Origin of the sequence: Dendronalium sp. ChiSLP03b (assembly GCF_034531165.2) — a bacterium.
GTDB lineage: Bacteria > Cyanobacteriota > Cyanobacteriia > Cyanobacteriales > Nostocaceae > Dendronalium > Dendronalium minutum.
The window spans coordinates 1-13,409 of the sequence record NZ_JAVRBR020000114.1; the positions used below are offsets into that span (position 1 = coordinate 1).

General features: G+C 42.0%; 8 protein-coding genes, 1 tRNA gene and 3 pseudogenes. All 12 read left to right on the forward strand.

Going from position 1 to position 13,409, the window contains the following annotated elements; genetic code table 11:
- The first annotated feature begins 107 nt into the window (after positions 1-107).
- The 12 genes and pseudogenes from RMY31_RS26035 to RMY31_RS26090 all read left to right on the forward strand — a co-directional run bounded on the left by RMY31_RS26035 (position 108) and on the right by RMY31_RS26090 (position 13,037).
- The gene (locus RMY31_RS26035) at positions 108-848 is read left to right on the forward strand and encodes a type I restriction endonuclease (protein ID WP_409878444.1); all 741 of its coding nucleotides are present in this window, start codon (positions 108-110) and stop codon (positions 846-848) included.
- A gap of 75 nt (positions 849-923) precedes the next feature.
- Positions 924-1,720: pseudogene (locus RMY31_RS26040) on the forward strand (IS701 family transposase); the annotation flags it as partial.
- A gap of 87 nt (positions 1,721-1,807) precedes the next feature.
- A complete protein-coding gene (locus tag RMY31_RS26045; protein ID WP_322658407.1) occupies positions 1,808-2,644 on the forward strand; it encodes a glycosyltransferase in 837 nt (278 codons plus the stop codon).
- Positions 2,645-2,693: 49 nt separating this feature from the next.
- Positions 2,694-2,849: a hypothetical protein gene (locus RMY31_RS26050; protein ID WP_409878446.1), complete on the forward strand. Its 156-nt coding sequence runs from the start codon at positions 2,694-2,696 to the stop codon at positions 2,847-2,849.
- A 257-nt stretch (positions 2,850-3,106) separates the two neighbouring features.
- Entirely contained in the window at positions 3,107-5,539 is a 2,433-nt protein-coding gene (locus RMY31_RS26055; RefSeq protein WP_409878448.1) for an MASE1 domain-containing protein, read from the forward strand.
- Between the two features lie 81 nt (positions 5,540-5,620).
- Positions 5,621-6,904, forward strand: a complete 1,284-nt coding sequence (locus RMY31_RS26060; RefSeq protein WP_322658411.1) for a sensor histidine kinase — start codon at positions 5,621-5,623, stop codon at positions 6,902-6,904.
- A gap of 275 nt (positions 6,905-7,179) precedes the next feature.
- Positions 7,180-7,596, forward strand: a pseudogene (locus tag RMY31_RS26065) (plasmid pRiA4b ORF-3 family protein).
- A gap of 156 nt (positions 7,597-7,752) precedes the next feature.
- Positions 7,753-8,508, forward strand: a pseudogene (locus RMY31_RS26070) (ISKra4 family transposase); the annotation flags it as partial.
- 2 nt (positions 8,509-8,510) lie between these two features.
- A complete protein-coding gene (locus RMY31_RS26075; RefSeq protein ID WP_322658492.1) occupies positions 8,511-8,951 on the forward strand; it encodes a tyrosine-type recombinase/integrase in 441 nt (146 codons plus the stop codon).
- A 141-nt stretch (positions 8,952-9,092) separates the two neighbouring features.
- A complete protein-coding gene (locus RMY31_RS26080; RefSeq protein ID WP_322658412.1) occupies positions 9,093-11,435 on the forward strand; it encodes a glycoside hydrolase family 31 protein in 2,343 nt (780 codons plus the stop codon).
- Between the two features lie 395 nt (positions 11,436-11,830).
- Positions 11,831-11,902, forward strand: a tRNA-Cys gene (locus RMY31_RS26085).
- 280 nt (positions 11,903-12,182) lie between these two features.
- Positions 12,183-13,037 (forward strand): hypothetical protein, encoded by an 855-nt coding sequence (locus RMY31_RS26090; protein WP_322658413.1) that lies wholly within the window; start codon positions 12,183-12,185, stop codon positions 13,035-13,037.
- Positions 13,038-13,409: the final 372 nt, after the last annotated feature.

Here is a 13,409-nt window from a genome sequence, read left to right on the forward strand (position 1 = left end):
ACGGGCGTAATTTGCACCACTGATAAAACGGTCTTAACTGTCAGAGTACATTTTGAGTATAAGATTTATCTCTGACCAATTCTCAATGCTTGTGTTTCTTTCATATTTTGCTGGCTGCAAAGCCGCTAGTTGGAGGCTCTCAAGTTACTTCTACAGAGAGTTCTGACTTGCTGGGGAATAACCGCCGCTTTCACAAACTTCTGACTGATGGTGTTGAAGTCGAATACTTCTTCAACGGAGAAATAGTTCATGAAAAAGTGTGGCTCACCGATCCATCTCATTTGCTAAATAATGATTGGCTAGCTATTCATCCCTTGACTGTAGTTGAAGGGAATCATGCTCACTGTCCTGATGTAGTTGTCTTTATCAACGGTTTACCATTGGCAGTTATTGTCTCGATTTATCCAACTAATGAACAAGCCACGTTCAAAGCAGGTTATCGACGAATCCAAACTTACCTTCAACAGATACCGAAGCTATTTTTTTATAATTCATTTCTAGTTATTACTTGCGGAAATCAGGCACGAGTTGGTACATTAACTTCGGACTGGGAAGAGTTTTTACCTTGGCACGCGATTGATGGTGAGGCAGTTGCGGTGGACGGGTTTCCCGGCATAAGCAAACTGCCGAACCCGGAGGGTGAGGACTTTCCTACAAAGGGTGCAGCAACTGAACTAGAGGTACTGATTCAAGGCATTTTTGATAAACGGCGTTTCCTAGAGGAAGTATTGCACTTGATAGTATTTGAGTCAAACGGAACCGACATCAGTAAAAAATTTCTTCGCCGACCTTTTTGTACAGTACTAAATTCCAATAAAACGTTTCGTTCCCCACCTATTTGTGGTTAAAACTGCAACGGCTTGCAACACAAAAATAAGAATACTTGCTATCTTATATCTTGCACCTAACGAGATAAATACTGACTTGACCTGACTACTCTGGAAAAATGCGGTACATTCAAGTCTTTTGACAATTTAATCCGTTTTTATAACCGTAAACGGGGATTGCACATAGTGGTCATGTATTTGGTTGTCGGGCAATGGCGGATTCCTTGGAGTTTTAGGGTTTGGAGAGGTAAAGGTACTACCTCTCCTGCACAGTTGGGATTAAAACTACTCAAGAATTTACCCCAATCATTGACCAAACGCTTTCAAGTTATGGTTTTGGCAGATACTGCATTTGGCAGTGCCGATTTTATTCACGGTGTCCGCTCTCTCAAATGCCATGCTGTTACTGGTTTACTATCAAGCCGCAGACTCACTGATGGGCGACGTTTAAGACGCTTGCACAAACGTGGTCAACAAGTTCACTTGCAAGGCTTTAATTGTCCCGTCTGGGTGTCTTGGTTCTACCTCAAACGTCATGACGGCAAGAAAGAAAAGCGTTTTGTTTTGTCTACAAGGCCACTTAAAGCCAACACTATTAATTGGTGGGGTAAACGTCGATGGTGAGCCAGTGCGTTGGGCGGGTTCCCCGACTTGAAGCAACTGGCGAACCCGAAGGGCAGATTGAGGGCTGGTTTAAAACGGCAAAACATCGCTTTGGACTTCATCGTTTTGGTCAAGGCACACTATTGGGTGTTTACCGTTGGTTAGTCCTTTCCTTTATTGCCTTTCTCTTAGCCCATTGGGCTTATTTATCTACCATCCCTGATCATTTACCTGACTGGGGACAAGCTGCATACACTGCGCTTGAATTTATCTTTCCGCAAATTGTTGTGTCTTATTTTTTACTCTTTCTTGCATACATGATTCCTCTGGCACGTAGTCATGGATTTGACATCCATATTTCCAGGTGCAAGATATAAGTGAGTGATAAATTGTTTCTTCAACAGTTGGAATCGGCTTGGGCAGCAAGCCTTGGGGCGGAAGTAATCATCTACACGCTATTAGCGAACTGGGGATATCACATAGCAGAGAAGTTAGGAGTACCTTGTTTTTTTGCATCAGTTCTGTCGCTAACTCCAACAGGGATGTTTCCATTTTTGAGATTTAGCCAGATAGCTAACAACCCACTAAGTAGAGCGATAAACTATGCCAGCTATTTCATCGCAGAGTTGTTGTACTGGCAGAGATATCGAAAACTGGTCAACCATTTCAGAACCCAAACATTGAAATTGCCTCCCTTGCCTTACCTAGGCAGACGCTTTAGACGCAGAACCTTGGCTAACGTATCACGAATTCCTGTGTTGTATGGGTTTAGCTCTCATGTCATCCCAAGACCTCATGACTGGCCCAAATGGGTGTACGTGACTGGTTTCTGGTTTATTGACCAAGCAGATACCTACGAGCCGCCTCTGGAACTAGAGGATTTTCTTGGGAAAAAAGTACCACCTTTGTGCTTTGGATTCGGAAGTATGACAATGCCACATCCAGGATATTTAACATACTACATCGTGGAAGCTCTGAAGAAAACTCGCCAAGGCAACATTATACTGTCAGGTTGGGGGAATGTTGGTAACATAGTTAACATTAAAGATTCGTTACGTGTGTTTGTAATCAAAGATGTTCCCCATGACTGGCTACTGCCCCAAGTACGAGCAATGGTTCATCATGGTGGTGCAGGTACAACGGCGGCGGTGTTACGTGCGGGGATACCGGAGCGTGACAGTACCCTTTTTTGCAGATCAGCCTGTTTGGGGTGAAAAGCTAACCCGACTGGGAGTAAGCCCTGCGCCAATACCGTATAAGAAAGTGTCAGAAGATACTTTAGCAGAGGCAATTAAAATCGTACTGGGCAATGAGAAGATGCGCTCCTTAGCACAAGAGTTAGGCCAGAAGATTAGGGATGAGGATGGTGTAGCGAATGCTGTTGAAGCATTCCATCGGCATTTGGGGTTGGTTGGGTAAGTTACTGTGTTTGCGATTGCTTTATAGCAGTCAAAATAAAAGCGATTGCTTCTTGGGTGTGTTCCTCTAAGGGTTTGTCATGAAATAAGTTTGCGAAGGCTGGCAAACTTATTTTTGAACGGGTGCTTAGTACAACCTCCAGGGCTTGACCTTTTTTCCTTTGATGGTGAAAATTACAAACACTTATCTGGGAATCATAAGCTTGACAACCTTTGTTGAAGGTTACTGTTCTTGAGCTATCTGCACGGAAACCATAAATGCAGCAAACTATGATAAAGCCGCAATTCCTAGTCAAACTCGATCGCCCATTTATAATAGCAGCACTAATTATTCCCATTGTCCATCTGGGACTGGGATACATAGGTTTATCTATGACATTTGTCAATGGTGCGTCAGCAATTTGGCCTTCATTCGGTGTGTTTGTAGCAGGAATGTTATTAGTAGGTTATCGAGTCTGGCCCATCTTATTTGTGAGCGATTTTATTGTTAGTTATATTATTTTTTTTAAAAACAATCTTTTACTTAGTACTATAATTCCAAGCATTAATTTAATTACTCCCTTTTTAGCTACTTTTTTAATTCATCGGTTTATCAAACGTCGCTATTTCTTAGAGCGTTCGCAAGATGTTTTTAAATTTATAATTCTGACCATACCCAGTCCCCTAATCAGTTCTATACTAGCTGCACTGACGCTTTGTATTACTGGTATTGCACCTTGGACAGTATTTAGTAATGTTTGCCGAACCTGGTTGGCATCAGACAGCACAGGTATTTTGGTTGTTACACCTTTACTACTAGCATGGTTACAAAAGTCCCAATCGCCAAGAAGCTTTCATCGGCGACAAATTATTGAACTTGGACTTGCCTTACTGTCAATGATAGCGATTGTTCGGGTAGCCTTTTCGGGGGGATACCCAATTGAATACATGATCGTTCCCCCGTTAATTTGGACAGCATTCCGATTTGAAGCGCGGATATCGACTATATGTGTACTCATTGTGTCAGCGATCGCGGTTTTTGGTACTGTTAATGGCTTCGGTTCGTTTGCTAAACAACTATCGCCCAATGAATCGCTCATCTTGCTGCAATCATTCATTTGTGTTATCGCTATAACTACCTTTGTAATCTCTGCGGTAACTAGTGAAAATCAAAGGTCACAAATCATACTGCGGCAAGCCAATGATGAACTAGAGCGACGAGTTGAAGAACGAACGGCTGAACTCAAGGAGGCAAAAAATGTTGCCGAAGTTGCCAATCAAGCCAAAAGTGAATTTCTCGCCAACATGAGCCACGAATTACGAACTCCTCTCAATGGCATCTTAGGTTATACTCAAATCCTACAACGGACTGAAAGCTTGACAGAAAAAGGATACAAAGGAATTGAAATCATCCATCAATGCGGATTTCATCTATTAACTTTAATTAATGACGTGCTGGATTTATCCAAAATCGAAGCCCGCAAAATGGAGTTACATGCATTTGATTTCCATTTTCTTTCATTTTTGGAGGGAGTTGTTGAAATTTGCCGGATTAAAGCCGATCAAAAAGTAATTGACTTCAAGTATCAGCCCGACCCTCAACTCCCTGTTGGGATTCATGCTGATGAAAAAAGGCTACGGCAAGTTCTGATTAATCTTTTGGGAAACGCGATTAAGTTTACAGACAAAGGGGGAGTAACTTTAAAAGTAAATGTTATCAGTCAACAGGCACAACAAATTATAAATGAGCAAGAACAAGTCATCAATTATAAAATTCGTTTTCAAGTGGAAGATACAGGGGTTGGAATGACATCGGCACAATTGCAGAAAATCTTTCTTCCCTTTGAGCAAGTAGGAGAAATCAGCAGACAGCTTGAAGGAAGCGGCTTAGGATTAGCTATTAGTCAGAAAATCGTCCACCTCATGGGTGGTACTTTAGAAGTTGAAAGTCAAGTTGATAAAGGTAGTATTTTTTGGTTTGAAGTAGAGTTACCAGAAGCAAAACAATGGGCAGCAAGTTCCAGGGTGATGCGACAAGGAGCTATCACAGGTTATCAAGGCAAAAAACGCACCATTCTAGTAGTAGACGACAAATGGGAAAACCGTTCTGTAATTCTAAATTTATTAGAACCGATTGGATTTGAGTTGATAGAAGCTAGTAATGGTCGAGAGGGAATTGAGCGGGCTGTTGCATTTCAACCTGACTTAATTGTTACCGATTTAGTAATGCCTGTAATGGATGGTTTGGATCTGATTCGGTACATCAAGCAATCTGCTCAATTTAAAAATATAGCAATAATTGCTTCTTCTGCAAGTGTATTTGAAAGCGAACGAAATCAAAGTTTAAATGTCGGTGCAGATGCCTTTTTATCTAAGCCTATAGTAGCTGAAACATTGCTGGAATTATTAAGCTTACATCTGAATTTGGTATGGATATATGCACCAAATTCAGAAATTGATATAAATTCTAGTCAAGCTAATTTTCAGTCAGAGTTACAAGATATTTCTTTACCTTCTATTGATATCCTAACTCGCTTATATGAATTGACAAAAGATGGAAATGTTGATGGGGTATTGGATGAAGCTAATAATTTAAAAACTAATAACCCTGTTTATTTTAATTTTGCTCAACAAGTAATCAAACTTGCAGAAAATTTTCAAATGAAGAAATTGCGAGAGGAATTAAGGCAATGGATAAAACAGGTTAACTAAAATATAAAAGAATATAATTAATCATTTGTTTAAAAATAGTTTTAATTTTTTACAGTTTTGCTAAAAAATACATTTTATCCAATGAAAAACTCTGATTTTATTTTAATTGTTGATGATAATCCAACTAATTTGTCGGTACTATCACAAGCATTAAAAGGTACAGGTTTTACTGTTCGAGTCGCCGAAGATGGAGAAAGTGCAATCGAACTAGTGCAGCATAAACTACCTGCTCTGATTTTGTTAGATGTACAAATGCCTGGAATAGATGGGTTTGAAACATGTCAGAAACTTAAAGCTAATCCATTAACACAAAACATCCCAATTATTTTCATGACGGCGTTGGCGGATACCGAAAATAAGGTAAAAGGATTTTCGTTAGGAGCCGTTGATTATATTCCTAAACCCTTTGAACAAGCAGAAGTGATTGCCAGAGTGCGAATGCATTTGCAACTCAAACAATTGACCGACGATCTCGAACAAAGAGTGAAAGAGCGAACCGCAGCTTTAGAACAGGCACAATTACAACTGGTGCAACAAGAAAAGCTCTCAATGCTTGGTCAATTGGTAGCAGGTGTAGCACATGAAATAAACAATCCTATTAGCTGCATCACTAATAATATTTATCCTGCTCAAGAGTATGTTGCTGAACTCAGCCAAATCATGCAATTATGTCAACAATATCATTCTCAATTACCACCTGCAATTCAGGATGCAATCTCTCAAGCAGATTTAGAATTTATTTTAGAAGATTTACTAAAGCTCCTCAATTCCATGCAGGTCAGCACGGAAAGAATTAAAGATATTTCTGTGTCGCTGCGAAACTTTGTTCGCGCTGACACATCTGTAAAAGTTGAGTTTGATGTTCATGAAGGACTTGACAGTACATTATTAATTCTACGGCATCGTCTTAAAGGGTTAGGGCAACGACCTGAAATTCAAATTCTCAAACAATATGCTTCTTTACCAAAGGTTGAGTGCTATCCAGGGCAACTAAATCAAGTCTTCATGAATATCTTAGCTAACGCTATTGATGCTCTAGAAGATGTTTGGCAACAGGGCAAGCGAGTAAATAAGTTCTTGGAAATCAACATTTGCACCGAAATGTCTAGCCCTGCATATGTGAAGATTTGTATTTCGGATAATGGAATCGGCATGACAGACGAGGTCAGACAACGGATATTTGACTGTCTATTCACTACAAAAGCAGTTGGTAAAGGTACTGGATTGGGATTAGCAATCGCCCATCAAATTGTTGTGGAAAAGCATGGTGGATCGATTCATGTGCATTCCACACTCAATCAAGGAACTGAATTTGCGATCTTATTGCCTGTGAAAGAACAATATGAATCAGAATTATCGAGGTAAGTAACTCAATAACTTCTAAAAAAAATACCCTACTGCAAAGACGTGCCCCCAGGGCGAAAGCGCCAGAAGTATAGTCGTTTAGCAACAATATCTTTGGCTATAAAAATAGCTAAGAAATTATTTAAGCAGGAATGATTTGAGCAGTAAGTGAACGTTTATGAGAGCGATTTTTTTCGGGGGAGATGGGACTGGCCATGCGGTAAGATGACCCCATGTCTGATTCTGAGCAACTTGTCATCTACCAGCTTCATATTTTTATCCTAGGCATCAGTCCAATGATTTGGCGTACGGTCAAAATCCGCAGCGACAGCACAATCGCCGATTTGCACTACATTATCCAGATCGCAATGGGGTGGACTGATTCTCACCTACATCGCTTTGTAATCCACGGTAAGCATTACGGAATTGCTCAAATTGGGCGAATGGGGTTTTCTGACGACCCTAGAGTTGTCAAATTATCAGATTTTGGCTGGCAAATGCGAGAGCGTTTTTTATACTAATATGACTTCGGTGATAACTGGCAGCATCAAATTCGGGTCGAAGCAATTCTCACTCCAAAATCAAATTGCTTTTATCCAGTGTGCATTAGTGGTCAAAGTGCTTGCCCTCCAGAAGACTGCGGTGGCCCGTGGGAGTTCATGGCACAAAAACAAGAATACTCGGTTAAGATATATAGCTTCTCGATGCAGTGAAATTCTGGAAGAAGGTGATATCCCTGGCAATATTGAAGAGATATACGAACTACGTCAATGGTTAATGGTTGACCATTTTGACCGCCAAAAAGTCAACCAACGTTTACAGCAATACGCGGCTGGGGATAAAGAGATGTTATTTGAACAGGAAATAGTGTGAAAGTCAAAATCCAAATAGTTGTGGAGTCAGATCATGGAGATTCCCAAGTTGTCCAAGAAATTATGCAGATTTCGCGTGGTGCTTTACAGCCAGAAAACTTGGGGCTAAAACTAGCAGAAGCCAAAACATTACTACAAAACCTCCAACACGCCCTAGCCGAGCAACAAGTAGCAGAGTATTCTCAACAACAGGAATTATGTTTGCACTGTAGCCAGAAACTCTTGCATAAAGACAAGCGCACAATTGTATACCGCACATTGTTTGGCAAGTTACATCTCCAATGCCTCCACTATTTCACTGCCCGTGCCAGGAACAACCAACCCGTAGCTTTAACCCAGTAGCCAACTTACTACCAGAACGCACTTCAAGAGAACTATTGTATCTGGAGTCCAAGTTTGGGTCTTTGATGTCTTACAGTTATCGTGGGCAAGAGTATAAAAGCAGACGGTACATCCAAGCGGTTCGGGGGAGTTTATTGTTACGATACCAAACCCCAGCGTGGGATCTTTGAGGTCTTAAAATCTCGAGGAATGCAGATGAATCAACAAGTAACTTTCCTGTCAGACGGTGATGAGAAGATACGCGAACTACAGCTTTATCTCAATCCCAACGCAGAATATATCCTGGATTGGTTTCATATCACCATGCGGCTGACAGTGATGAATCAGACTGCAAAAGGACTTAGTAAAAAAGATACTGAACTAGACACAGACATACCCAAAGAGCTAGAAAGAATTAAGTGGTATTTGTGGCGTTGATTTACCGTCACGGATTGCGAGTTGCAGAAGTGGCATCTCTGCGCTGGGAGCAAATAGACTGGAATGGTGGCACCATTTACGTAAAGCGAGTTAAAAAAGGCACTCCTTCTACTCATCCTCTGTACTCTGGAGAAATTCGCTCTCTTCGGAAATTACAACGAGATTATCCTGCTAGTCCCTATATTTTCCAGTCTTCTCGACGTGGCCCGTTGGCATATGATACGATCGCCGGCATTGTTGAGCGAGCTGGTGAATTAGCTGGCTTGCATTTAAGAGTTCATGCTCATATGCTGCGGCATGGAACGGGTTACTATTTGGCGAATCGAGGCATTGATACCCGAACAATTCAGAGTTATTTGGGGCATAAAAATATTCAGCACACTGTTCGTTACACCGAACTTGCATCTACCAAATTTCAAGGCCTTTGGGATGATTAATATTTAACCCCCTTGGTTAATTCTTGCCCATCTCCCCCGAAAAAAATCGCTCTCCTGTGCTATGCCCAAAGATACAAGCTTTTTACCAGTAGTTTATGTGAATCTCAATTGGGAAAAGTAATTATTTTTTAGTCAGGGATTATGCCGCAATACTTTGGACAACTGCACACAACCGAGGCACCTTGGTCAATCCTTGGAGCAGTACAAGCAATACAACACAATGAGCGCCATATCCTGTTCAAGTGTAGCGGTCCCTGTCTGAGGATTAGTGTCCTAGCACCGAACTTAATTCGAGTACGGATGACCCCTACTGGTGAATTTCTACCCAGGCGATCGTGGGCAGTGGCACAGGCGGATGAAGAATGGTCTACTGTGCCGTTTGAAGTGCGAGAAAAAGCAGAGGCTATAGAAATTACAACTGAGCAATTGTGTATTGTTGTGTCCCGCGATCCTTGTCGTATCCAGTGCTTTGACTCAGCAGGACAGTCCTTTGCTCAGGATACAGACTTAGGCATGGGGTGGCGGACTGGTGCTATTGCTGGGTGGAAACGGATTGAAACTGACGAACATTTTTATGGTTTTGGTGAACCCACAGGCTTACTCGATCAGCGATCGAAAGTGAGAACCAACTGGACATCTGATGCGATCGATTTCGGTATCTTGACAAACAGCATGTATCAGGCAATTCCCTTTTTTATCGCGTTGCGTCCGGGATTGGGGTACGGGCTTTTTTTCAATACTACTTTTTGGAGCAGATTCGATCTGGGCGCACAGCAAACCGGAGTCTGGCGGATGGAAACTCAGGGGAGTGAACTGGATTACTACATTATTTATGGTCCTGAACCTGCAAAAATTATCCAGACTTACACCCAGCTAACCGGACGGATGCCTTTACCACCCAGATGGTCATTAGGTTACCACCAGTGTCGTTGGAGTTACGAGTCACAAGATATAGTACGCAAACTGGCGCGTGAATTTCGTCAGCGCCGCATTCCGTGTGATGTTATCCATTTAGATATTGACTATATGAACGGCTATCGGGTTTTTACCTGGAGTCCTAAACGCTTTGCTAACCCTAAAGAATTAATACAAAATCTTAAGCAAGATGGCTTTCAAGTGGCGACAATTGTTGAGCCGGGAGTCAAGTACGATCCAGAAGCAGATTACAAAGTCTTCGATGAGGGATTAAAGAACGATTATTTTATCCGGAAAATCAATGGACAGCTATTTCATGGCTATGTCTGGCCCGATAAAGCTGTTTTTCCTGATTACCTACGCCCTGAAGTTAGAGATTGGTGGGCAAGTTGGCAAAACAGTCTAACTGACATTGGTGTTGCCGGCATCTGGAATGATATGAATGAACCTGCACTTGACGATCGCCCCTTCGGCGACCCTGGTAACAAGATTTCGTTTCCCCTTGATGCATCGCAGGGGCCGACTGACGAGAGAACCACACACACTGAAACCCATAATCTGTATGGGCTAATGATGGCACAGGCATCTTATCAAGCAGCTAAAATATCTCGTCCGACAGAACGCTCTTTTTTTCTGACACGCGCTGGATATGCTGGCATTCAACGCTGGTCAGCAGTCTGGACAGGAGACAATCAATCGTTGTGGGAACACCTAGAAATGTCCTTACCAATGCTCTGCAACCTGGGTTTGTCGGGCGTTGCCTTTGTCGGTAGTGATATTGGGGGGTTTGCAGGGAACGCTACGGCTGAACTATTTGCTCGTTGGATGCAGGTAGGAATGCTTTACCCCTTGATGCGGGGACACTCAGCATTAACTACAGCACAGCATGAGCCTTGGGTATTTGGCGATCGCGTCGAAAAAATTTGCCGCGAGTACATTGAACTTCGTTATCGACTACTGCCATACATTTACACCCTATTCTGGGAAGCCGCAACCACTGGTTCGCCAATTCTGCGCCCCCTGCTCTATCATTTTCCCAATGACTCTAAGACATTTACTCTTGCCGATCAAGTAATGCTTGGCCCCTCATTACTAGCAGCACCAATTTACCGTCCAGGTGTTGAACACCGTGCCGTATACTTGCCTGAAGGTAGCTGGTACGACTGGTGGAGTGGCAAGACTTTTACAGGGCCAACTCACATCCTGGCACACGCCTCACTTGAACGAATGCCATTATATGTCCGTGCTGGCTCCATCATTCCGATGATACCAGTAATGCAACATGTAGATGAACGTCCCATAGACCAGATGAGGCTGCGGATCTGGAATGGCACAGGTGAATTTATCCTTTATGAGGATGACGGTCATACTTTTGAGTACAAAACAGGGGCCTTTTGCACAACAACCTACCATGTTTCTTCAAAAGGGCAACGAACCATTGTTGAGATTGGAGCAAGAGAAGGTGAGTTTTCACCTGCAACGCGTAAAATCATTGTGGAACTAGTTGGCGTTGGCGAACAGAGCTTTGTTGATGATGGCAATGCACATCAGTTGGAGTTTTCAATTTAGCTCGACTTTATCCATCTTGACAAACTGCGATGCTTGCAGCAAGTCACTGAAAAGCGTTTATGCTTGGACTTACGCAGTAATACGAAAAATCAAGGGTTTCAACAAAGATGTAGGGGTACAAGTCTGTGAGGGTGTTATTGAGCAAAACTCTTAGATTCCCACACCCTTACTCCCTTAGACCCAGTCTCAACAGACAACCTTTGGGTTTATTTACACCGAGGTGTACTAGTTATACCTAAAGACAGCCAAGTACGAGAGCGATCGCTTCAAGATTAACAGAAACATTGGTTAATGCAGTGGGTTAACCTATGAGCCATATGCTATTATTATTTGGTTAATGCCTAATGCTACCAGTCAAGGACTACCCTAGAGTAGTGTGAAGGAAACAAAGATAAGGCGACATAGCCAAGTGGTAAGGCAGAGGTCTGCAAAACCTTTATCCCCCGGTTCAAATCCGGGTGTCGCCTTTGATTTTAAAGATTTACTGGGGTAAAGCTACCCCATTTTAGTAGCTAACTTGTAGCCATAAGGTACAAGTTAGGCCATAACATCAGAAATCAAGATTCTAATGAGGATAGTCTTGCGATCGCTAGGTAGTCCTGGAAGGTTTTTGCCCTAGTTACTGAGTAACCACAACACAAACTGTTTTTAGTAAGATATTTATTTTGCTACTTGTGACGCTATTTCGTGGTGAGGATGAATAACCCATAGCGTTGCGCGATCGTGTTGCGATCGCCCATTTTTGCTATGAGCGATACTGATGCTAAAGAAATGATGCGTCGCTGTTTTACGGAAGAGTCGGAAGGTTTGCAGCGCAGTTTTTTAACTCATCAAGAGGCGATGCAATCTTATAAAGTGTATGTTGAAAAACTCGATTATCTTTGGCAACAGAATCGAGAAATATCACTCATGGGAGCTAATTCGATTGCTCGATATTTGACAACTCAGCAAAGTGCTTTTCGACGGTTTGAGCAGGATATGTCTCGCGCAAAGGCGCAAAGGAGCAAAGAAGAATTGAAGAAAAAAGCAAGTATAAAGAAATTACGAGATTCAAATATTCTGTATACTGTTCTAGGACAAAAAATTCTTTTTTTCGCTGTATCAAGATTCTTGCTCAGGATAAACGCAGAGCAGCGTATCTCAGAAACGCTTAATGCCGTCTCGCGTAGTATTACTAAAATGGATAAAGATGGCTTCTTCGGCCGAGATCAATTTCATTGGTCTAATGTTCTAGTCCGGCCAAATGAAAACCTAACCATGATAACTACAGGCTCTGGATATGAGAAATGTGTAGAACTTGTCAGAATGATATTGTCTGATTCGTCTGAGGGTGTAAGAAAGTTGATAGAAAGTACTAAAGATGAGGTAAGTAATGAGGTTAAGTGGAATGAACCTTTGATTTCCACTTGGAGAAAAGATTTTCATGTGATATTGCCTGAAGTTGAATTACCTGAGGAGCAAATAAAAGCATCTTCCGAATCAGATGACTCCTTTACAGAAGTTCGAGATGTGCTTGACTTTTTTGAGGAGGAAGAAGAGGAATCTGATGAAATTGAAGATGATGAAGATATTTTTCAAGAAACTGAGGAAGTAAAAGATTAAGCTGTGATATGGAGGGCGTTAAAATTGCATGATCGCCCTCTACCCTGCCCACTATCCACATGCAATTTGCAGACTTTTAGTATATTGTCGCACTCAGCGACAACAACGACCTAACACTGTATTGACGCGAACTGTTCTAGGTTAATGGCTAGCGATATTTCGTGGCGAGGATGGACAAGCTGTGGCGTTGCGCGTAGACGCGAAGCGACTTGTCGTTAGACATCGCTTCATCCCTCTTTTATCACTTTGGGAGAACCCAATCGCTGAAAGCCTTTCGAGGCTTTAATTTCTAAGTTTTGGCTATAAATTTTAGTTACTGTTAGAAAATAAAGGCTCAAAGCTTGACTCAATCAAAGTTTCAGAATCTTGCTT